At 65.4% G+C, this 25,833-nt stretch carries 2 protein-coding genes; both read right to left on the reverse strand.

Going from position 1 to position 25,833, the window contains the following annotated elements; translation table 11 throughout:
- Positions 1–184: 184 nt before the first annotated feature.
- Positions 185–970, reverse strand: a complete 786-nt coding sequence (locus tag ACFV4K_RS02350; protein ID WP_379271415.1) for an FkbM family methyltransferase — start codon at positions 968–970, stop codon at positions 185–187.
- On the reverse strand, positions 967–25,413 hold the full coding sequence (locus ACFV4K_RS02355) for a non-ribosomal peptide synthase/polyketide synthase (protein ID WP_379271417.1): 24,447 nt from the start codon (positions 25,411–25,413) through the stop codon (positions 967–969). The genes ACFV4K_RS02350 and ACFV4K_RS02355 overlap by 4 nt, the downstream gene beginning before the upstream one ends.
- Positions 25,414–25,833 lie beyond the last annotated feature (420 nt).

A 25,833-nucleotide genomic window follows, 5' to 3' on the forward strand; every position in this document is an offset into this window, starting at 1 on the left:
TGTACGGGCCCGATTGACCCTGCGTACACGACGGACATCTGCACCGCGAGCATGACGGACATTGCGACGACCACTGACCGATTCACTGTCCCGCAGTACCGATTCGGCGGCGACCAGCTCGCGCAGGTCCACCACGTCGTCCTCGCCGCCGAGCGGATCGTGGCCGGGCAGAGTCTGTATCGAGTCAGTAGTCCGACGGCCGGGCGGCGTAGACCTCGTACAGTTCGGTCCCGGCCAAGGAGGGGTCTTGCCTATTGTGCGGGGACAGTCCGTGCCGGCTCAACAACTCGCAAAACTGGGCCAGGCGGCCGTCGGTGTCGTGTACCTCGGCCACGACCGCACGGATACGGGGCCAATCCTTTTCGGAAATCCCGCGCAATACATCCAATTCTGCCCGCTCCACATCCACTTTGAGCAGCCCGATCTGAGCGTCGGGAGCATATTCGGCCAGCACGGCCGACACCGTGGTCACGTCCACGTCGATCTGCTCGCCATCGTGCAGGCCGGCAGTGATGTATCCGATCGATTCGTCGTCCAGGCCGCTGTTGTGCAGAAAGATCCTGGTATTTTCATCGTCTCGTTCGCGGTCGGCATACAGACTGGAATTGGCCGACGCCTGCGGGTACCAGGTGAATGGCAAAGTCCTGGCCACGGCGCCGACCGCAACTCGCAACGACACCCCGTGCGGCACATGGGCGGCCATATTGCGCTGGAGACAGTGAAAAGTCATCGGTACCGGCTCGGCGGCGATGACCCCGATTCCGGGGCACTTCTCCGCGAACATCATCGTGGCGAGTCCGATGTTCGCGCCGATGTCCAAGACGATCTCCCCGGGCCGCAGGCGGGCAGCGGCGTGCTGGTAGAGGCCGTCCGCCGCCATCGTCTCGCGCCACAACATGCGCGCCTCGGCCGGACTCGTGCAGGTCACGGTTCTGTCATCGTCGAGTCGAAACTGCTGAGGAGTAGTCAACGTAGGTTCACGAACCTTTCCAGGACCGAGCCGACAACGGCCATTGCGTGCGGATGACTGAACTCGAGGTGCCGTGCGTCGACAACCGTGTTGTGTATCTTGCCGGTCACGTACGGGCGCCACGCCTGCGCGAGAGCGTCCTCTTCGGTGCGGTCTTTGCCGGCAGTGAAGAAGAGGAGATCTCCGTCGAAAACTGCGGGCTGGTAGCCGGCGGCCAGGTCGCTCGCGGTCTCGAAGCTCTCCATCACCCGATCCGTCTGTTCGGCGGTGAACAGCCCGGTTCCGACCACTTGGCTGCGGATGACCGCCCATGCTTGCTCGTGGGTGTGCGCCTGTACCACATCGCCGAGGTCGAACAATTCCCGCCAGCCGCCGAGGAGGTCCGCCATCAAGTGTCCTGGCGCGGACTCGTCCGCAGCGGCGATCATCGAATCAGCAGACAAATCGGGTGCGGAATCCAACAGGGTCAGGGTTCCGACGAGTTCGCCGTCGCGCTGCAACTCGACCGCGATCGCGTGCGCGATTTGCCCACCCAAAGACCATCCGAGCAAGTGATACGGACCGTGCGGCTGCACTCTCCGAATCTCGGCCACATACCGCTCGGCCAATTCGTTCACCGATTTCGCGCCTGGTTCGCCCGCGACCACATGCGGATCCTGCAAGCCGTATACCGGTCGGTCCTTGTCCACATGCTCGACCACTCCGCCGTAGAACCATGCCAATCCTCCGGCGGGGTGGACGGCGAATATCGCAGGCTTCGATCCGCTCGCACGAAGCGGAAGCAACACCTCCAGGCCGGAGCCGCCCGCGGTTTCGTCGGCCCTGCGCGCCAACGCTTTCGGTGACGCATCGTCGAACATCCAGGGCAGGGCGATCGTCACGCCTCGAGCGTGCAACTCGGCCACCGCCATGGTGGCCAGCAGCGAATTGCCGCCCAGATCGAAGAACCCATCCGACACCCCGACCCGCTCCAGGCCCAGGACCTGTGCGTAGACGTCAGCGATCATTTTCTCGGAATGAGTTCGCGGCGTGACGAACTCGGTCACCGACGCATCGAAATCGGGAAGGGGCAGAGCCTTTCGATCGAGTTTGCCATTGACCGTCAATGGCAGATCTGGCAGCACCATCACCGCCGAGGGGACCATGTACGTGGTCAGTACACGGGCGGCAGCCTCCCGGACCTCGCCCGGATCGATCTGCTGGCCGTCGGCCCCCACCACGTAGCCGATCAGCTGATCGACGCCGAGCACATGGCGATGCACCGCAGCGGCGGCGCGCACCACATGCGGATGCCGGAGCAATGCGGACTCCACCTCACCCAGTTCGATGCGGTAACCGCGCAGCTGTACCTGCGCATCCGCTCGACCGGCGTAGGTCAATTCGAGCCGGCCCTCGGACTTGTTCCACCGGCCGAGATCTCCGGATCGATACAACCGCGAACCATGCGAGTCGAAGGGATTCGCGACGAATCGTCCTGCGGTCAAAGCCGGGGCGCGCAGGTAGCCTCGCGACAGTTGCCCGCCGGCCACATAGATCTCCCCGGCGACGCCGATCGGCACCGGCCGCAACCGGTCGTCGAGCACATACACCCGCAACCCTGGCAGCGGTGATCCGATCCCGGCCACCTCCGTGCCCTCGATCGCGCGGAACGTGACATGCACTGTCGTCTCGGTGATCCCGTACATGTTGACCAAGCGCGGTGATCTTCGATCGTGATCCGCGAACCAATTGGTCAAGCGGGATACATCCACCGGCTCGCCACCGAATATAACGTAACGCAGAGCGAGTGGACCTGCGGTGCAACCGGATTCGCGATACAGACGCTCTGCTTCGGCGAAGCCGTAAAACGCCGACGGAGTCTGGCTCAATACCGTCACACGCTCGCGCGCCACGAGATCGACGAACTCCTTCGGCGACCTGGATGTGTCGTAGTCGACCACAACCAGCCTGCCGCCGGACAGCAGCGCACCCCACATTTCCCATACCGCGAAATCGAAGGCGTACGAATGGAACAGCGTCCACACGTCGTCTGGGCCGACATCGAAACGTTCGGCCGTGCTGGTGAACAACGTGACCGCTTCGCGGTGACTGATCGGCACTCCCTTGGGACGGCCCGTCGATCCGGAGGTATAGATCACGTACGCGACATTGTCCAGCCGCAAGTTCGGCATCGCCGCGTCGGCGGTGTCTGCTGCGTCCGCACAATCCTCGACCAGCACCATCGGTGCCGCATACTCGGGCAGGGTCGTCGCCATTTCGGCGGAGGTCAGCACCGCCGCTGGACGCGCATCGTCGAGCACGAACCGCAATCGGTCGTGCGGATACGCCACGTCGAGTGGCAGATACCCGGCGCCTGCCCGAATCACTGCGAGCAGGCCCACGACCAGTTCGATCGAACGCGGCAAAGCCACGGCCACAAGCGATTCCGACTCCACACCCTGTTCGATCAGCCGGGCCGCGACCTGGGCGGACCGTTGATCCAGTTCCGCGTAGGTCAGCCGCGAGACGCCATCGGTGACCGCGACAGCATCCGGCTGGTCCAGCGCTCGGGCAGCGAACAAGTCTGCGAGTGTCGTATCTGGGACCACGGCGCCGTCTTTCCCTGCCGCGTCCAGCAATTCGCGCCGCTGTATCGGATCGACGATGTCGACATCGCCGACCGGCATCGCGGGATTCGCGGTGACGTACTCCAGAATCCGGACGTAAGCGTGCGCGAACCGAGTCATCGTCTCGTTCACGAAGAGATCGGTAGCGAAGGTGAGTCGTCCCACCATGCCGTCTGGACGGCCTCCCTGACCGAATCGCTCGGCCAACTTCACATTCAGGTCGGCCTGCGCCTGCTCGAAACCGTTTTCCATCAGCTCGATACCGAGCTCCGGCAGCTCCAATGCGGCCTTGCTCAGGTTCTGGACATCGAGCGTTACCTGATACAGCGGAAGATGCGCGGTCGACCGGGGCGGATTCAGCGCTTCCACGACTTGTTCGAAAGGCACATCCGCATGCGCGAACGCGGCCAGATCCGTCTCACGGGTCGAGGCGAGCAGTTCGACGAACGGCTGCCGCATCGACACCCGTGACCGCAGCACAAGGGTATTGACGAACATGCCGATCAGATCGTCGAGGTCACGCTCTCCACGTCCGGCTGTCGGGGCGCCGATCGCGATGTCGTCGACGCCGGCCAGCCTCGACAGCAGCACGGCCAGTGCGGCATGCAGGACCATGAAGACCGTCGCGTTCGCCTCGCGTGCGACGCCGGCGATTCGCTCGTGCAGATCGGCGGAAAGTTCGAACTCGATCGCGCACCCATCCATCGACGCGACCGGCGCCCGTGGAAAGTCGGTCGGCAGCTCGAGCAGCTCGGGCAGCCCGTTGAGGGTGTCCTTCCAGAATCGCAACTGCTGGGAGATGACCGAGTCCGGGTCGTCCGCCGACCCGAGCATCTCGTGCTGCCACAGCGCATAGTCGACATACTGGACCGGAAGTACCGGCCACGTGGGCTCCTTCCCATGCCTGCTCGCCTCATACGCCATCGCCACATCCCGCGCAAGCGGGATCATCGACTGGCCGTCCGTGCAGATATGGTGCACGCAGATGACCAGAACGTGGTCCCGGTCGTCGACAGCGAGCAATTCCATCCGCAATGGGGGTGCTTGCGTCACATCGAAACCCGCCGACACCACGGCGATCACGCGATCCATCACCTGATGTTCGCCGACCTGAACCGGAACCAGCGCGGGTACGACCTCGTCGACAGCGACGGCAACCTGACAAGGCCGGCCATGGACCATCGGGAACTTCGTACGCAGCGATTCGTGGCGTTCGACGACCAGTTCACACGCGTGCCGGAGCGCATCGATGTCGAGTTCTCCGCGCAGCCGGATCACCAGCGGGATGTTGTACCTGCCGACGGCGGTGTCGAACTGGTTGAGGAACCACATTCGCTGCTGCGCCGGTGACAGCAGTACCTGCGCAGGCCGGGGGCGCGCCGTCAACGGTGCCCGGGAGTCGCGGTCGAGAGTCGCCAGCCGAGCGGCGAGTTCGGCCACCATGGGCGCCTGGAACAGGTCGCGGACCCCCAGACGCACTCCTGCCGCCGTACTCAACTGTGCGGCCGCCCGAGTGGCCGACAGCGAATCGCCTCCCAGGTCGAAGAAGTTGTCCATCGCCCCGGCACCGTTGATGCCCAGCACGTTCTCGAACACGGCGGCGACACGTCGTTCGGCGTCGGTGCGGGGAGCGACCCGTTCTCGGCCGACCGCGAATTCCGGAGTGGGAAGCGCCGAGCGGTCGAGTTTGCCAGTCGTGGTGAGAGGAAGTTCGGCCAGCACCGCGAACGCCTCGGGCACCATGTGCGCGGGCAGCCGCAACCGCGTAGCGGTACGAACATCGTCCGGATCCAGCTCCTCGTCAGTGACGAGATAGCCGACGAGCCGGTCGATGCCGAGGTGATCCTTCCGCCGCAGAACTACCGCTTGGGAGATCCCTGGATGCCCGGCCAGAACAGTTTCGATTTCACCGAGTTCGATACGCTGGCCACGGATCTTGACCTGGAAATCGCGGCGTCCGCGATATTCCAGAGTGTGCTCGGGTGTCCAGCGAACCAGGTCGCCGGTGCGGTACATGCGCGAACCTGCCGCACCGATCGGATTCGCCACGAACGCGCCTGCGGTGGCCGAGGCTCGGCCCGCATAGCCGCGCGCCAATTGCACCCCCGCGAGGTACAACTCACCCACCACCCCGACCGGCACCGGCCGCAACCACGCATCGAGCACGACAGCCTCGACACCACGGATCGGCCCGCCGATGGTCACCGCCTCACCCGGGTGCAGCGCAGCGCTGATGGCGGCGAGAATCGTCGTTTCGGTCGGGCCGTAACCGTTCAGCAGAGTTCGGCCCGGTGCCCATATCTCGACCGTTTCCGGCGTCACCGCCTCGCCCCCTGCCACCAGCACCCGCAGCGAGTCCATCCCGGCCGGCGACATCGTCGCCAACACGCTGGGAGTGATGAAGGCATGCGAGACCTGCTGTGCGCGAACCAGTTCCATCAACTCGTGCCCAGCGAACACTGCTGGGGGCACAGCCACCAGGACAGCACCGCTGGTGTGAGCCAGCAGCACCTCGAGGACCATCGCATCGAAGCCGGGAGCGGCGACCTGCAGCACTCGCGATCCCGTGTCGACCCCGAACCGATCCCGCTGCGCGGCAGCGAAATTCGCAAGCCCCTCATGGGTGACCGCGACACCCTTCGGCATTCCGGTCGAGCCCGAGGTGTAGAGAACGTATGCCACATCCTGGATGTGCGGCATCCGCACGAGTTCTCCAGCTGTGACGCGGGCGGGCGATTGCGCGATGATCGACCGCTCGATGGCCGGATCGTCCACTACCAACGGGAACACCGTGCCGGGCAGCAGATCACGCGTCTCCTCGACCGTGACCGCCAGCCGAATGCCGGCATCCGCCACCATGAGCGCGATGCGCTCGGCCGGATTCCGGGTGTCAACGGGCACGAACGCCGCGCCCGCTTTGGTCACCGCCCACAGGCCGATCACGAATTCGACCGACCGCGGCATCGCCAGCGCGACGTGATCACCCGGTCCTGTGCCCCGCGCGATCAACTGCCGAGCCAGCTGGTTGGACCGGGCATCCAGCTCCGCGTAGGACAACGTGTCCGGACCGGACACCACCGCTGCCGCAGCGGGATTCACCGTCACGCCCGCTACCAGCAACTCCGACATCAGGCTGGGTGCCACGGCCCCTCCGCCCGATGCGGGCACCAGCGTGCGCCGCTCGTCCTCGGTCAGCAGATCGATCGCGCCCAGCACCCTATCCGGCTCGCTGGCCAGCGTCCGTAGCACGGTTTCCAGACGGCCAGCGAGGCCGGCCGCCATCACCTCGTCGACGCGGGCTCGTTGGTAGCGGACTCGGACGTGCAACTCGTCGGTTTGGTGCGCTTGCACGGTGATGGGGTAGTGCGCCGCGTCGCGGCCGTCCGCTGCGACCACACGCATCCCGTCGATGTCCGCATCGCCCAGGCCACTGCTGTCGACCGGATACGACTCGAAGACGACCAGGGTATCGAACAACTGGCTGTTGCCGGTGGCCGCCATGATGTGCGACAGTTCGAGGTAGTGGTGGTCGAGCAGACGGGTGTTGTCCGCTTGCAGTCGGCGCAGAGCGTCCTCGATGGTCAGATCCCGCCGCACCTCGGCGACGACCGGAATCGTGTTGATGAACAGACCGATCATCGACTCGACATCTGGCAATTCGGCGGGGCGGCCGGATACCGTGCTGCCGAATGCCACGCGTTCGACACCGAGCAGGTTGCCCAGCACCACGGCCCAGGCGAACTGCACGATCGTCGCCATCGTCACGCCCCGCGCCCGCGCGAATGTCACCAATTCCGCTGTAGCGGCACGATCTACAACGATTGGCACATCGATCGGAATGTCCGCCGTCGCCGGCGTGCGTGGATCGGCGACCAGCGTCGGCTCGCCGATAGTCCGGAGCGCGTCCCGCCACACCTCGATACTCGCGTCGCGATCGCGTCGGTCCAGCCATTCCAGGTACTGCCGATACGAGGCCGCCGGCGGAAGCAGCTCCGGCTGGGCGGCAACGGCATACAAACCGATGAGCTCGCGCCACAGCAGCGGCAGCGACCAGCCGTCCAGGAGCAGATGGTGCGCCGTCAACACCAGCCGGAACTCGTTCTGCCCGAGGGCAACAAGCAGGAATCGCAGCAGTGGCGGGTCGGCGGGATCGAAAACGACCGCCCGCTCGGTTTCGATCAGCGCCGCTACCGCGCCGGCGTCGCCGGAGAGATCAACCCTGTGCCAGGGCACGGTGGCACCGACCGGAACGACTTGCGCCGGAACGCCATCGACCGTTCGTGTGAAGGCAGCCCGCAGGTTGGGATGGCGTTCGAGCAGAGCTTGTGCGGCACATTCGAGCCGGTTCTCGTCGACCGCGCCCGCAAGGGTGAGGACCGACTGCGCGGTGTAAACATCGAGTTCGCCTGCCGCGAGTTCGGCGTGGAACAGCAGGCCCTCCTGCAGCGGTGCCAATGACCACACGTCGCTCAGTGGACCGTACCGGTCTGCGAACGCATTCAGATCGTGCTGCGTGACGTCGACCAGCGGAACATCCGCCCGGGACAATCCCCACTTGTCGTCGGCGCGAGCGAGAGTGGCGATCTCGGTCACGGCGTCGACCCATCCGGCGACGAGTTCGGCCACCTCGTCGTGTTGCAGCAGCCGCGAAGCGTAGCCGATATGTGCGGACAGTTCGGGTCCGATCTCGGTGTCCGCGAAATCGACGTCGATCGTGATCACCGCTGCGGCAGGCATATCCGGATCGAAGACTGATCGGCGGTCGAACTGCTCATCGGTCGGGACCCACGCGAGATCCGACAGGGACGCGAGGTCCACACCCGCGCGGCCGAGATTGTTGAAGCTGATCTGTGGCTGGGGCGCCATCGCGAGCCGATCGGCGGTGTCGGTGTTCAGATAGCGCAGTAAGCCGTATCCGATGCCCTTGTCGGGGATCTCGCGCAGCTGGTCCTTGACGGACTTCACTGCCGTACGCAGGTCCGTGTCATCGATTCCGCTCAGGTCGAGGGTTACGGGGTACGCACTGGTGAACCAGCCGACGGTGCGTGAAACATCCGCTCCCGGCACAATCTGCTCTTCGCGGCCGTGTCCTTCCAACAGGACCTTCATGCTCGGATGCGGAGTACCGCGCCGTCTGCGCCAACGGGTCAGAGCGACGGTCAGCCCGGCCAGCAGTGCGTCATCGACGCTGCCGCGCACGGCCTGCGGCACCGAGTCCAGCAGTGCCGAGGTCAGCGCGGCCGGAACCGACGCCCTCAGGTATCGCACCGTCGCGTGGGTGTCGAGGGATGGATCGAATTCCGCCGTGCCGAGCAGCGGATCGGCGGCGGTACTCATCCGCTGCCACAGCTCGAACTCGCTGCCCCGGCCGGCTGCGGCAGCGGTCAACGCGTGCGCCCACCGCCGCATCGACGTTCCCTGCGCCGGCAACTCGACCGAGCGACCCTGGCCGATCTGCTGCCACGCGGTGACGAAGTCGGGCAGCAGGATCCGCCACGACACCCCGTCTACAGCCAGGTGATGAATCACGATGAGGGCACGGGCATCGGCCTCGACGCCCGATTCCGGAAGCAGGCACGCGACCTGCATCATCCGACCCGCGGCGGGATCGAGACGATCCGACGCCTCGGTCAGCGCCGCTTCCACCACAGCGGTGAAACCGTCGCTGCCCGGCGCCTCGTGCGCCCGGAAGGTTCGTACGAATACCGCGCCGGTGGCATCGGCGGCGTGAACGGGCAGCACATCCATGCACTGTTCGCGCATCCGCGACCGCAACATATCGTGCTGTTCGAGCACCGCCTGCACGGTCGCGATCACGTTGTCGACTCGCGCCTCCCGCGGCAAGCGAACCAGCATCGACTGTGCGAACCGATCGGCTGTCCCGACCCGGTCGACGAACCAGGACACAATCGGCGTGAAGGGGACGTCTCCCACACCGCCGCCTGGCAGCTCCGCGAGGGACACCCGGTCCGCAGCCGCGGCCACCTGCGCCAGCCCGCGCACGGTCTTGTGCTCGAAGACGTCCCGAGCGGTCACGACGACACCCGCCGACTTCAACCGCGACACCAACTGGATCGACATGATGGAGTCACCGCCGAGCGTGAAGAACGATGTTGTCACGCCGACCGACGCAACGCCGAGCACGCCGGCGAAAGCGGCGGCGATGGTGCGTTCCACATCGGTCGCCGCGACGACGTCCTCGGCGCTGCCGGTATCGAAAACCGGTTCGGGCAGCAGTTTTCGATCCACCTTGCCGGTCGAAGCGAGCGGCATGTGGTCGAGCACGGTGATCGTCGACGGCACCATGTGGGCGGGCAGAACGGCGGCGACGTGGTCGAGCACGGCATCGGGTTCGACGCCCGCCGCGGTCTCGGCCACGATGTACGCGGCGAGCATGGGCTGCCCGCCGGGGCCCGAGCGGCTCACGGTGACGGCCGCAGCAACCTGCGGGTGTGCCTGCAGCACGGCGTCGATCTCCCCGAGTTCGATGCGCTGGCCACGAATCTTGACCTGAAAGTCGACGCGGCCGATGTACTCCAGCGCACCACTCGCGGTCCAGCGGACGATGTCGCCGGTGCGATACATCCTCGATCCCGGCGCACCGTAGGGGTTCGCCACGAACGCACCGGCAGTCAGAGCCAGGCGGTTCAGATAGCCACGCGCCAATGCACCACCGGAAAGGTACAACTCGCCGGTCACACCAACGGGCACCGGACGCAGCCGTGCGTCCAACACGACGGCCTCGACACCGCCGATCGGACCACCGATGTTGATCGGGTCGGACGGCTGTACCGGATCACCGATCGTGACCACGATCGTCGTTTCGGTCGGACCATAGATGTTGTGCAATTGCCGACCCGGTGCCCAGGAGGCGATCAGGTCCGCGGACACCATCTCACCCCCGACCGCCAGCACCTGCACCGAAGCGAAGTCCTCGGGCGACATCGTCGCCAGCACACTCGGTGTCAGGAACGCATGCGTCACCTGATGCGCGCGGATCAGTGCGGCCAGATCCGGGCCGCCGAAAACCTCCGGCGGCGCCACGACCAGGCCGCCGCCGGCCGCGCACGCCATCAGTGCCTCGAGCAGCACCGCGTCGAAGGCAGGCGCCGCCACCTGCAGTACACGTGACGTGGCGTCCACTCGATAGCGGACCCGCTGCTCGGCCGCGAAGCCGGCCAATCCCTCGTGGCTGACCACGACACCTTTCGGTGTTCCGGTCGACCCCGATGTGTAGATCACATACGCTGCCTCCCGAATCCGCAGGATCCGGCCTCGAGCCGCATCCGTGATGGCCCGGCCGGCCTGCGCGGCGATCTCGGCGGCTACTTCTGGTTCGTCGAGCACCAGCCATCGGACATCGTCCGGAAGCGACGCGCGCGCGGCCGCGATCGTGATCCCTACGGTGACACCGGAATCGTTCACCATGTGCGCGATCCGCTCTGCGGGATATCGCAGATCCACCGGTACGAACGTGGCACCGGTCTTCGCGATCGCCCACATCGCGATGTGGTAGTCGACCGAGCGCGGCACGGCCAGTGCGGTGAACGTACCCGGTCCGGCTCCCCGGGCGAGCAGGAGTGCGCTGAGCTGGTTGGACCGGCGGTCGAGCTCGGCGTAGGTGAGGGTTTCGGTCTCGCCGATGAGGGCGGTCGCGGTCGGATCCGCTGCCACCGCCGCGGCGAGTAGATCGGGCAGCAGACACGGTGACGGGCTCTCGCCACCTCGCGCCGGGACCAGTCGTTCGGCCTCCGATGTGTCGAGCAGATCGATTCCGCCCACCGTCCGTGCCGGGTCGGACACGACCGATTCCAGGACGCGGACGAATCTCTCCGCGAGCGCTTCCGCCGTGGACGCCGCGAACAGGTCTGTGGCGTAAATGATCTCGCCGTCGATTCCGGCCGGCCGTTCGCCATCGCCGCGTTCGGTCATCAGCACGGTCAGATCGGTTTTCGCCTGCGCGATACCGGGATCGAGCAGTTCGACATCCACACCGGGCAACTCGAACCGGGCCGCACGCATGTTCTGCAGACCGAACATCACTTGATACAGCGGCGTATACGCGGTGGATCGAGCACGGTCGAGGATGTCGACCAGCCGCTCGTAAGGCACATCAGCGTGGGCGAGCGCTTCGAGATCGACGTCGCGTACTTCGGCCAAGAGTTCGCGGAACGACAGTTCGTCCCGGACTCGCGTACGCAGCACCACGGTATTGACGAACATGCCGACCATATCGTCCAGTGCCTGGCTGCCTCGACCGGCAACCGGGGAACCGACCGAGATGTCCGCGCTGTGCGCGGTGCGCGCCAACAGGATCGCCAGGGCGGCATGGAGCACCACGAACACGGTGACACCCTCGCGCTGTGACAGCCGCGCTACCTCGTCGTGCAGCCGCGCCGAGAGTGCGAAGCGCACACTGCCACCAGCCATCGACATAGTGGCAGGCCGGGTTCGATCCGTCGGCAGATCCAGCAGCTCCGGAGCATCACCGAGGACCTCGCTCCAATAGGCGATCTGCCGCGCGATCGGCGACGCCGGATCGTCCTCGGCACCGAGTATTTCCCCCTGCCACATCGCGTAGTCCGCGTATTGGACGTCGAGCGGTTTCCATTGCGGCGCTTCGCCGTTCATACGCGCTGCGTACGCGGTGAAGATATCGCGGGCCAGCGGTGCCATCGAGGAACCGTCGGCCGCTATGTGATGGACCACGAGCACGATCACGTGCTCGTCGGTACCGGTGCGGTATACCCGTGCCCGCACCGGCACCGAATCCACGACATCGAAACCTGTTTCGGCGACCTGCCGGATCCGGCCGGCCAGCTCCGCCTCGTCGGCGACAGGCTCCGGATTCAGCATCAGCTCCTCGGCCACAGCCGCAACCTGACGCACTACCTGGCACGGTCGGCCGTCGACAGCGGGATACACCGTGCGCAGTGGCTCGTGCCGCTCCACCACGTCGAGTAGCGCCGCCTGTAGCGCATCGAGATCCAGCCGACCTGTCAACCGGGCCGCGAAGCAGATGTTGTATGCCGCCGAGGAGGTGTCGAACTGATTGACGAACCACATCCGCCGTTGTGCCGCCGCCAACGGGACCGTTGCCGGACGCGGCCCGGCCGTGAGCGGAACCACCGCGTGACCGGCTCTTGTGCGCAGGCGCTCGGCCAATCCGGCAATTGTCGGTTCGGTGAAGATGTCGCGAATGCCGACCTCGATGCCGAGCTCCGCCGTGGCCCGGGCTGCTATACGGGCGGCAGAGAGTGAGTTGACCCCGATCTCGAAGAGGTTCGCCATCACGGTCACCCGATCACGATCGGTGATCTCCGCGACGATTGCCGCCAGGGCTGCTTCGCGTTCGGTGCGGGGTGGCACGAATTCCTCGGCGTTGTCGAACACCGGCTGCGGCAAGGCAGCTCGGTCGAGCTTGCCGTTCGGCGTCGACGGGATCGCCTCGAGGATTTGCACGGCGGCCGGAATCAGGTAGGACGGCAATGCGTGGGTGAGCCGGTCGCGAATCGAGCGCCCATCGGTGCGCGCACCGGGAGCGAGTGTCACGTACGCGACGATTCGATCCGTCGTGGCGACGGCAACAGCGCGTGCGACATCCGGGAGCGCGGACAGCGCCGCTTCGACGTCACCCGGCTCGACCCGCTGGCCGCGGACCTTGACCTGGAAATCGCTGCGGCCCAGGTATTCCAGCTCACCGGTTTTCACCCATCGGACGAGGTCGCCGGTGCGATACACGCGCTCACCGGACGCGCCGAACGGGTGCGCGACGAAAGCACCGCAGGTGAGATCGGGACGGGCGTGATAACCGCGCGCCAGCTGGACACCCGCGATGTAGAGGTCGCCGACCACACCGATCGGCACCGGTCGCAGCCACGGATCCAGGACGTAGACCTGCATGCCGGCCACCGGCGTACCGATGGGGGCCATCGAACGGCTCGCCACCCCCGGCAGGCAACGCGCAGCCGTAACGACTTCCGCCTCCGCCGGGCCGTACCAGTTCACCACCTCGGCATGCGCGAACACGCGCGATGCGGCGTCAACGGTGCGCTGCGCCAGCGCCTCACCGGCGACGAATACCCGCCGTATCGACGGCAGCGGCGCACCCGCGGCGGCTTCGACCAGTACATCGAGCATCGATGGCACGAAGTGCACAGTGCTGATCTGATGCTTCGCGATGACGCTCGCGATATATCCGGGATCGCGATGCCCATCGGGTTCGGCGACCACGATCTGCGCACCGGTCTGCAAGGGCCAGAACAGCTCCCATACGGCGATGTCGAAGGTGATCGGGGTCTTGTACAGCACGGTGTCGGCCGCGTCGTGCGGCCATTGCCGCTGTGCCCACGCCAATTGGCTCACGGTCGCGGCGTGGGTCAGCGCGACGCCCTTGGGGACTCCCGTCGAGCCGGAGGTGAACAGGATGTAGGCGACGTTGTCCGGCCGCAGCGGCGTACGACGCTCGGCGTCGGTGATCGGGACATCCGGAAGATCGGTCACGTCGACTCGATCGATACACGAGATCTCGAACCCACGTGGAAGCGCATCGCCATCCGCGGAGGTGGTGAGTACCAGCAGCGGATGCGCCGCGTTCAGCACATCAGCGATCCGGGCGATCGGATGATCCGGATCGATCGGCAGGAATGCGGCGCCCGCCTTGACTACCGCGTACAGCGCGGTGATGAGCTCGACCGATCGCTGGATGCCCACCGCGACAACAGTTTCCGGCCCAGCACCACGGGCGATGAGCCAGCGGGCCAGGCGATTGACGCGGGCGTCGAACTCCCGGTAGGTCATCCTGATGCCGCCCGGAAGACAGATCGCCGGAGCATCCGGGGTGCGGGCGACCTGTTCGTCCACAGCGTCGACCAGAGTCCGGCCGGTCGCTGCGGGGCCGGCGGTGTCGTTCCACCGCTGCAGCACCAGGAGCCGCTCCGCGGCATCGAGCAACTCGATACCGCCGACCGCCGCATCGGCATCGGTCGCGGCGGCGTCGAGCACACGCACGAATTGTTCTGCGAAACGCAGCACTGAGCCATCGTCGAAAAGGTCAGTGGCATACGTCAGCCGCAGCGTCATGCCGGTCGGCTCATGGTGAGCGCCGTGTCCTTCCGTGATCATCAGCAGCAGGTCGTAGATCGCGGCACTGTCTTCTGGATCGAGGCTCTCCACAGTGAGACCCGGAAGTTCGACCCGCGCCTGCGTCATGTTCTGATAGGCGAGCATGACCTGGAACAACGGCGTATGCGCCGTTGACCGTGCCGGGTTCAGTGCCTCCACCAGCTGCTCGAACGGGACGGTGGCATGGTCGAAAGCCTCGGTGGCCGTGCGCCGCACCTCGTTCAGCACACTGGCGAACGATTGCTCCCGCATGAACCGGCTGCGCATTACGAGGGTGTTGACGAACATCCCGACCAGGTTGTCCAGTGATCGATGGCCGCGGCCGGCATGCGGCACACCGATGGTGATGTCGTCACTGCCGGAAAGCCTCGACAGCAACACCGCCAACGCGGTGTGCACGACCATGAATGTCGTCGCCCCGGCGCGCCGCGCCAGCGCCTCCAACCGGCCGTGCAGCTCACTCGGGATCGTGGCATGGACGACCGCCCCGCGTTGCGTCTGCACGAGGGGCCGCGGCCGGTCGGCCGGCACTTCGAGCACATCGGGGATGCCCGCGAGTTGCGTTTTCCAGTAGGCGAGGTCGTGGGCCAGGTACGAGTCCGGGTCCTCCGCCGAGCCGAGTACCTCGCGCTGCCAGAGGGCGTAATCAGCGAACTGCACGCCCAGCGGCGCCCAATCCGGCGGATTGCCGCTGGACCGTGCACGGTAGGCCGTGACGATGTCGGCGGCCAGCGGTGCTACCGAAGAACCGTCGCAACTGATGTGGTGGACTGCCAGCGCGACCACCCAGGTCTCGTCGGACAGCCGATACAGGGCAATGCGCAGCGGCACGCCCTTCGACACGTCGAATCCGGCACCGAAGAACTCGGCCAATCGGGCAGACAACTCGTGCTCACCGACTCGTTGCGGCCCGAGGTCCCATTTTCCGACGACGTCGGTCGCATCGAGCACAACCTGTGCGGGCATGCCATCGACCGCAGGATAGCTGGTGCGCAGACTCTCGTGTCGCTCGATGACATCACCGACCGCCGCTGCGAGCGCCTCGAGATCGACGATACCGTCGAGCCGCATCGCCAGCGGCACAACGTATCCGGGCGAACTCGGATCGAACTGGTTGAGGAACCACATCCGGGTCTGTGCCAGCGACAGCGGGATCCGATCCGGGCGCGGCATGCGAGTTGGCGCGGGCAGATTCGGCACCGCGCGCAGCTGCCCGATTCGTTCGGACAGTTCTGCGACAGTGGGTGCTTCGAAGATCACCCGTACCGGCACAGCGACGCCGACGATTTCGCCTATTCGGCTCAGCGCGCGCGTTGCGAGGAGCGAGTTTCCGCCGAGGGCGAAGAAGTCGTCGTCCGCGCCGACCTCTGGAAGATCGAGCAGTTCGCCGACTACCCCGGCGACGGTCTGCTCGATGAGGCCTTGCGGCGTGCGGTATCCCGATTGGTGGCCTGTCACATCCGGTGCCGGCAATGCCCGGTAGTCGACCTTGCCATTGACGGTGAGCGGGACAGCGTCGATTCGGACGATCGAGGACGGCACCATATACGTCGGCAGCCGCTGCAGCAGGAACGCCCGGACCTGTTGCAGATCCAGTGCCTCCGCGGTAACCAGATACGCGACCAGGTGCTGTTCGCCACCCTCGGTGCGCATCTGCACGATGGCCGCGGCAACCTGCTCGTGTGCGACCAGCGCGGCTTCGACGTCGCCGAGTTCGATGCGAAGACCGCGGACCTTTACCTGGGTGTCGGCACGGCCGACATAACGCAGGTTGCCATCCGAGCCCCAGCGAACCAGGTCACCGGTGCGGTACAGCCGAGAGCCGCTTGTGCTGCCGAAGGGGTCGGCGACAAAGCTCGCTGCCGTCAGGCCGGGGCGCTCGTGATAGCCGCGAGCCGACTGGACTCCACCCAGGTACAGCTCTCCGATCACCCCGGCCGGAACCTGATGCAGTCGCGAATCGAGCACGCGCACAACCACATTCGCCTCGGGGTTGCCGATAGGCACGGTAATGCCGTCGAGCGCGTCGATGCGGTGAGCGGTGACGCTCACCGCCGCCTCTGTCGGCCCGTACAGGTTGTCGATGCGCGCCGTGCTGAGTTGCCGGAAGCGACGGACGGTCTCGGTCGGCAGTGCCTCACCGATGCACAGCACCCGCCGCAGATCGGGGAACTCGTGTCCGCCGGCCGCATCGAGGAATGCCGACAGCGAGGACGGCACGAAGTCCACCGTCGTAATCCGGTGTTCGGCGAGCAGCCCGGCTGCGCTTCCGGGGTCGAGGTGCGCGTCGCGACCGGCGACAACCACCGCCGCGCCGCAGGTCAGTGCGGAAAACAGCTCCCAGACCGACAGATCGAAGGTAGCCGGCGTCCGCAACAGCATGATGTCCTCGGCCCCGAGTCCGTAGTGATCCCGCAGCCAGCGAAGCTGGTTGACCACTGCGGCATGCGGTACTGCCACCCCCTTGGGCACGCCCGTCGAGCCGGAGGTATAGATCACGTACGCCAGATCATCCGGGCGCAGCGACCGGGGCCGATCGGCGTCGGTGACCGTCGACGTATCCGCGCGCACGCTATCGAGCTGCTCGAATGCCCACACCGGAACGTTTTCGGGCACATCCGCCTGGTCGACCGGCCGCGTGATGACGGCAATCGGCCTCGCGTCGGTGACGACCGCACGCACGCGGTCGACTGGATGATCTGGATCCAGCGGCAGGTAGGCCGCGCCGGCCGCATGAATCGCGTACAGCGTGGTCAGCAAATCGACGCAGCGGCGCATCGCGACAGCGACGACGGTGCCCGGGCCGACTCCCCGTCCGATCAGCACCCGGGCCAGCGAATTCACCCGCGCCGCGAATTCCCCGTAACCGAGCCGGCCGCCACCCTCGGCATCGACAACCGCGATCCCGTTCGGGTTCGCGGCAGCCTGCGCGGCGAACAGGGACGCGATCGTCTCGGACGAAGGACTCGTCAATTCACCGCTCGACCACGCCGCCAGCTCGCGCGCCTCGTTCGCCGTCAGCAGATCGACATCGCCCACGACACAGGTGGGCTCGGCCACAATCGCCTGCAGCAGCAGCAGGTAGCGGTCGAATATTGCGGCGACCGTCCCCTCATCGAAAAGATCTGTTGCATAACTGAATTCGACTGCCATGTCACCCGGGTCAGCATCCGGCGCCAGCGAGTCGACAAGGTTCAGATGCAGGTCGTACTTGGCTACGCTCGGATCGACTATCCGGGCCGAAACCGTCAGGTCCCCGAACTTCACGGTCGGGATCTCGATGTTCTGGAACGAGAATCCAACCTGGGTCAAGGGCGAATGTGCGGTCGAGCGAGGCGGATTCAGCACCTCGACAAGCCGTTCGAACGGAATGTCGGCGGTCTCGAACGCGCCTAGATCAGCGCCCCGGACTTGATCGAGAAGATTCAGAAACGACGAGCCCGGGTCGATGCGGGTCCGCAATACCAGTGTATTGACGAACATTCCGATCAGACTGTCCAGTCCGGGCTCACCGCGGCCGGCGATCGGTGTGCCCACCGCGATGTCGCCGGTTCCCGAAAGCCTTGCCAGCAGAGCGGCGTACGCCGCGTGCATCACCATGAAGACTGTCGCGTCGTGCCGTCGGGCCAATGCGATCACGTCACGATGAAGGTCTGCGGGCACCATCGTCGATATCGTCGCCCCCCGGAACGACTGTTTGGCCGGTCGTGGACGATCGGTCGGCAGGTCGAGCACCTCGGGCAGGTCGGCGAGGGTCACGCGCCAGTACCCGAGCTGGGCGGCGGTCAGGCTGTTCGGGTCACTTTCGGTACCGAGCAGTTTTTGTTGCCACACAGCGTAATCCGCGTATTGCACCGGCAACGGCGTCCACTGCGGGGACTGGTGTCCGACGCGGGCCTGGTAAGCGGTCGCGAGGTCTGCGGCCAGCGGTGCCAGCGACGACCCGTCGAAGCTGATGTGGTGGACGACGAGAATCAGAGTGTGCTCGTCGGGTGCACTGCGCAGCAGCGTGATCCGGAACGGAACCTCGGAGGTGACATCGAACCCCGCGGTCACCTCCGCGGCGATACGCGCCTCGACCTCGCTTTTCGGGACCGGCACCGGCTCCAATGAAGGCCGCGCTGTCTCCACCGGCACAATCACCTGATGCGGTCCGTTGTCGCTGTCCGGGTAGATGGTTCGCAGGGATTCGTGCCGGTCGATCACATCGGCGATCGCCGCGTGCATGGCGGCCACGTCGAGGGTGCCCGACATGTGGACGACCATCGGAACGTTGTATATCGGCGAGGTCGTATCGAACTGATTGAGGAACCACATGCGGGTCTGCGCGGGCGAGAGCGGGATCCGGTCCGGGCGCTCCTGTGGGCCCAACGGTTCCCGTCCGGCCGCGTCGCTGGTGCGAATGCTCTCCGCCAACGCGGCGACAGTCGGCGATTCGAAGAGCGTGCGCAATGAGACATCGGCGCCGAATGCGGCGCTCAGCTGCGCTGCTGCCCTGGTAGCCGACAGCGAGTTGCCGCCCAGATCGAAGAAGCTGTCGAACACACCGACCCGCTCGATTCCCAGCACGGCGGCACATACGTCGGCGACCATCTGCTCGGCCGCATCGCGTGGTGCGACGTATTCGGCTGCAGCACTGGCGAAAACCGGTTCGGGCAATGCCAGACGGTCGATCTTGCCCACTGCCGACAACGGCAGCGTGTCGATTACCATCACCGTGTCCGGGACCATATGGGACGGCAGGCGCTGCGCGGCGAAGCCCAGCAGATCCGCGGTGTCGACGGCACCATTGGTCGGCACGACGTAGGCCACCAGTCGCGACCCGCCGCTGGTCGGAGCACCCACCGCCACCGCCGCTTTCACGGTGGTGTGCGCGGCGAGAACGGCCTCGATTTCGCCGAGTTCGATGCGCTGCCCCCGGATCTTGACCTGGAAGTCGGCGCGACCGCGATATTCGAGGGTTTTCTCGGATGTCCACCGCGCCAGATCACCGGTGCGGTACATGCGGGCGCCTGGGGGACCGTACGGATCGGCCACGAAGGTGGTGGCCGTCGCGGCCGGCCGGTTGAGATATCCGCGGGCCAACTGCGATCCAGAGACATGCAGCTGTCCCGATACGCCGACCGGCACCGGCTGCAGGCCCGCATCCAGCACCACGGCCTCGACGCCACGAATCGGACCACCAATGGTGACGCGGTCCCCGGCACACAGCGGGTCACTGATCGCCACCATGATCGTGGTCTCGGTGGGTCCGTAGCCGTTGAACAGCTGTCGGCCCGGTGCCCATTCCGCAACCATTTCCGCCGGCACCGCCTCCCCGCCGGCGACCAGCACCCGCAGCGAATCCAGACCGGCCGGGGACATTGTCGCAAGGACGCTCGGAGTCACGAAGGCGTGCGATACCCGCTGCTTCCCAATCAATTCCGCCAACTCGCGGCCCGCGAACACGTCGGGAGGCGATACCACCAACGCCGCGCCGTTCGCATGAGCCATCAGCAACTCCAGCACAACCGCATCGAAACCCGGTGCTGCCAACTGCAACACCCGCGAGGAACGGTCGACCCGATAGCGGTGCCGCTGCTCGGCAGCGAAATTCGCCAGCCCCGAGTGTGTGACCGCAACACCTTTCGGCGTCCCCGTCGACCCCGAGGTGTAGAGCACATAGGCCACGTCCGAGACACGGCAGGACCGCAGTCGGTCTGCATCCGTCACCGCGGCCGAGGATCGAGCCGCGATGTGCGCCTGTGCGTCGGGCGCATCGAGCACCAGCCGCTGAACCCGGTCCGGCAGCAGGTCCTGTGACGCCTCGACGGTGAGACCCACCCGCACATCGGCATCGCCCACCATGAGGGCAACGCGGTCGACCGGATTGCGCGGATCCACCGGCACGAAGGCCGCGCCGGCCTTGGTCACCGCCCACATCCCGACCACGAACTCCACCGACCGGGCCATCACCAACGCGACCTGGTCACCCGGGCCGACACCCCACGCGATCAATTGCCGGGCAAGACGATTCGACTGCTCATCGAGCTCTCCGTACGACATCGTGTGTTCACCCGAAACCACAGCCACCGCATCGGGATCCGCGACCGACAACAACTCCGCCAAGACCCGCGGCGCCACGGCGGGACCCCCCGACGCAGGCGCCAACCCGGCCTGCTCGAGTTCCGACAGCACATTCACGCGACCCACCGGCAGGTCGGGACTCGACACCACCGCATCGAGGACCCGATTCAGCCGCGCGGCCAATTCCTCGACCGTCTCCCGATCGAACAGATCTGTGGCGTAGTTGATCCGGAGGGCGACATCACCTCCCGCAGAGGCGTTTTCGGCGATTGTGACAATAACGTCCACCTTGGCCGGTTGCGGCCCCGGATCCAGGATCTCGACCGTAAGTTCGGGCAGCTCCAGCCTTGGGCGGTCCATGTTCTCGGCAACGAGGTACACCTGGCACAGCGGTGCGTGTGCGGCCGACCGCCTCGGATCTATTTCATCGACAATCCGTTCGTATGGAAGGTCGCTGTTGGCAATGGCATTGACATCGATGTCCTTGACCCGCCACAGAAACTCGATGAACGATTCATCGGAACGCACCTCGGTACGCAGCGGTACCGTATTGACGAACATGCCGACGAGCGGTTCCAGCGCACGCTCCCCTCGGCCTGCAACCGGTGTCCCGATGGTGATATCCCTCGAGCCCGACAGCCGGGCCAGCAGCACCGCCAGCGCGGCATGGATGACCATGAAGGTAGTGACGTTGGCCGTGCGGGCCAGATACTTGATCGCAGCAAAGGTTTCGGCTGGGATCACGCTATCGGCTATGTCGCCGCGCATGGATTGGCGAGCAGGACGCGGACGGTCTGCGGGCAGCTCCAGCAACGGCGGCATCCCCGCCAGTTGTGTTACCCAGTAATGCAACTGGCGTGTCGCCAACGACCGGGGGTCGTCTTCGTCGCCGAGCATGCCGCGGCGCCAGATGCTGTAATCGGCGTATTGTACGGTCAGGGGCTGCCAGTCCGGAATTCTACCGTGCGACCTTGCTTCATAGGCCGTCGCGATATCGGCCGCGAGCGGTGGAAGCGACGAGCCGTCACAGCAAATATGGTGCAGAACCACGACCAGGACGTGCCGATGCCGTTCGCTGGACTCGAGCAGTGCGACTCGGATCGGTGGACTTGTTCGCACGTCGAAGCCGGTCGAGGTCAGCTCACCGATTCGATGCGCGATGTCGGCGACATCGATCTTCTCCGGTATCAGGCCGACACCGTACCCGGCCGCCAGAACAACTTGCCTCCCCGCCCCTTTCACGTCCGGATAGACGGTCCGCAGGGATTCGTGGCGATCGATCACATCCATCAGCGCCATGCGCAGCGCAGTGACATCGAGTCGGCCGGTCAACTGCACCACCAGCGGAATGTTGTATGCGGTGGAGGCCGGGTCGGCCTGATTGATCAACCACATCCGGTTCTGCGCTGGCGACAATGGAATCGGCTCGACGCGCGGTTGCGCGCACAGCACGAGCTCTCGGTGGTGGTGCTCGACGTCGATATACGCGGCGAGTTCGGCGGCGGTCGGCTTGCTGAACAGGTCGCGGACCGATATGGCGGCTCCGGTCAGCTCGGCGATTCTTGCGGCGGCGTTTGTCGCGGTGAGCGAATTGCCGCCCAGTTCGAAGAAGTTGTCCAGCATGCCTATTCGCTCGCGGTCCAGCACCTCGGCGAAGATGGCCGCGATCGCCTCCTCGTCCGGCGAACTCGGCGCCACATAGGCCGCGGACGAATCGACGACCGGCTCCGGCAGCGCCCGATAGTCCACCTTGCCGTTCACCGTCAGTGGCAGCTCGGGCACCACGACGACGACGGCCGGCACCATGTACTCCGGCAGTAATGTCGCGACATACGCGCGCAGAGTGTCGGCCGCACAGGTATCTTCACCAGTCGGCACGACATAGGCCACGACCCTGGCCGCCGCCGTGCCAGGGAGATGGACGATGACAACCGCCGCCGAGACCGCGCTATGGGTCGACAACGCAATGCGAATTTCATCCAGCTCTATGCGAAACCCACGCAGCTGCACCTGCTGATCAGCGCGGCCACGGTATTCCAGCTCACCCCGGTGATTCCAGCGTGCGACATCGCCGCTGCGATAGAGCCGCTCGCCTGGCCGGCCGAACGGGCTGGCAACAAATCGGGTGGAAGTCAGCGATGAGCGGTTGGGATAACCGCGGGCGAGTTGGGTTCCGGCAACGTAGATCTCGCCCCAGGCGCCCAACGGCGCCGGCCGCAATTGTTCATCGAGAACATAGGTGCGAAGACCTGGCAGTGCCGGACCGATCGTACTCGGGGCGTCCGCCGTCGCGATGCTGCGTGTCAGGCCGAAATAGGTCACGAACACCGTGGTTTCGGTAATGCCATAGCTGTTCGCCAGCACCGGGAACTCCGGGTTGTGCTCATACCAGTCCGCCAGCACAGCCGGGTCGAGCCGTTCGCCGGACAGTATGACCAGGCGCAGCGAAAGCTCACCGTCAGGCTTGCCCGCATCTTCGTACCGCTGGCACGCCGCACCGAACTGCTGGAACGCAAACGGTGTCTGGTTGAAGACAGTCACCTTCTCGCGTGCCGCCAAGCGCACGACATCGTCTGGTGAGCGGGTGGTGGGGGTGTCCACGACAGCCAGACGGCCACCACTGACCAACGCGCCGAAGATCTCCCACACTGAGTAGTCGAATGCGAACGAATGGAACAACATCCACACGTCGTCGGGCTGCACGCTGATCTCGGCGCACGCGTTCACCAGGTACGTCGCCACGGCGCGATGGGCAATGGCCACGCCCTTGGGTCGGCCCGTCGACCCCGAGGTGTAGATGACGTAGGCGATGTTGTCGGGGCGCAGCGGGCTTGTCCGGTCGGCGTCGGTGACAGATGTCGCAGCCTCGTCGCCGACGACCTCGTCGAACAGCACCACACGGCCCGGGTCTCCGGGCACAAGCTCGCGCATGTCGCCGGTCGTGACGACGGCAATCGGATCGGCGTCGTTCAGCACATATTCCAGCCGATCGGCCGGATGCGCGATATCCAGCGGCAAGTATCCGGCGCCTGACTTCAGCACGGCCAGCGTGACGATGATGAGATCGGCACCCCGCGGCATCGCGATCGCTACCAGTGAGTCCGGGCCCGCCCCGAGCGCGATGAGGGTGCGTGCGAACCGATTGGAACGCTCGTCCAGCTCCCGATAGGTGAGGCTGGTCCCCTCCGATGTGACGGCAACTGCCGATGGAGTCACACCGGCCTGTCGCGTCAGCAAATCCACGAGCGTCGCCGTGGTCGTTACCCCGTCGCGGCCTGCCAGCTCCCCGACGATCCGTGCCTCTTCAGTAGGGTCGACGAGCGGAACGGCGATCAGGGCTGTTTCGACGGGCGCTTCGATCAGCCTTTGCAGGAAGGCGATGAATCGGTGGGCGTGCGCATCGAGTTCATCCTGGCCGTAGAGATTCGCGTTGCCGTGCAGTTCGATCAACAGCGGCGCGTCGACCCCGGAACGGTAGAGATTCAGCTGCAGATCGTCCAACGTTCCCGAGGTCAGCGCGCGATAGCGGCCGACAGCAGACCCGAGACGAATTTCGGAGTCGAAGAAGAGGATATTGACAATCGGACCGAACGAGTGCGCGGTCGCATCCAATGCACTCGAATCGCGGCGCAGGTCCTCGAACCGGTAAAGCTGATGCCGCATCGCGGAGACGAGTTCGGACACCGACGCACGGACCAGTTGCTCCACGGTGGTCGTTCCATCCATCGTGAATCGGATCGGCACCATGTTCGCCAACATCGCCGCGGCATTGCGCAAGCCCTTCGTCACGCGCCCGCTCACCGGCATCGATAACACCACATCGTTGCCACCGGTCATCCGCGCGAGGAATGCGGCGAAGGCTGCCACGACGACCTGCGCAGGCGACGCTTGCAGGTTGCCGGAGAAACGGTCGAGCAGATCGGACAACTGCGGCGGAAGCTCGAGGCCGGAAACACGATCGACCTTGCTCGGCCGGGCGGTGCGACCGGACAGACGTGTCGGCGTCGGAAGGTCGGCAATCCTGCCGAGCCAATATTGTCTGTCGTTCTCGAACCGAGAGCTCGCCCGATACGCTTGCTCCGCCTCGATGATGTCGCACAAAGCGTCCGCTTCCCGAGGCGCCGGTAGTCGGCCCTCGAGCAACGCGTTGTAGTGCTCGGCCAGCCGGATCAACACGTTGAAGGCACCGTAGCCATCGATGACGAGATGATGGGCACGCGCATACCACAGATACCGATCTTCGGCGATTCGGATCAACCGTGTCTCGGCGAGCCGGTCATGGCTCATATCCTCGGCTCTGGTTTCGAAATCGCGCCGCATCCATTCCATTGCGGCCGCGAACGGATCACTCTCCCCGCTGACGTCCAGCACAGACTCGTCGTAAGTCATACTACGATCGACGAATTGATAGGGAACGCCGTCGAACTCGACCACCCGAACGACGAGAGATTCGGATTCGTGGCCGGCAACGTTCACCGCTTTGATGAAGGCTTCGACGTCGATCGGGCCCTCGATCTCGACGTACTGTGCGATGTTCATCGCCTGCCCGCCGGGCAGGTTGTCCGCCAGCCACATCCCGTATTGCGCCCTCGACAGCGGAATCAGTTCCGACTGGCGGTCAGTAGGTTCGGTTGACCTCAGATTCATCTGGACCCCTTCACTGGTCGGCCTTTGGAATCCAACTCGGAATCCACGCCGCAGTGCGACAACTCCCCCCGCACCCGTCCATCAACGTTTCCCGGTATCTCAAAGCCCGAAGAGTCGGACATTTCGAACATCTGGCAAAGAATGCGGGCTCACAACATGCCTGGCATACAGTTTTCGAGCAGCGTTCCCGAACGGCATGCTGCTATGCGGTCACAGACCACGGGAGGGAATGCCGATCAAGTACGCGAAATCCACTACCACCCAGGGAAATTCGGTCAGAACAAAGTTCAACGATCTGGCGAGCACGAGCTTAACATGCCTCGATCCGGATCGAGCAACATTGGCACATGGTTCTCGGTCTGGAGCCCGCAACGCGCGGGTCACGTCCCTTCTCGGGGCGGCACACTCGCGCCGAGTCAT

This window comes from Nocardia sp. NPDC059764, assembly GCF_042732555.1.
GTDB lineage: Bacteria > Actinomycetota > Actinomycetes > Mycobacteriales > Mycobacteriaceae > Nocardia.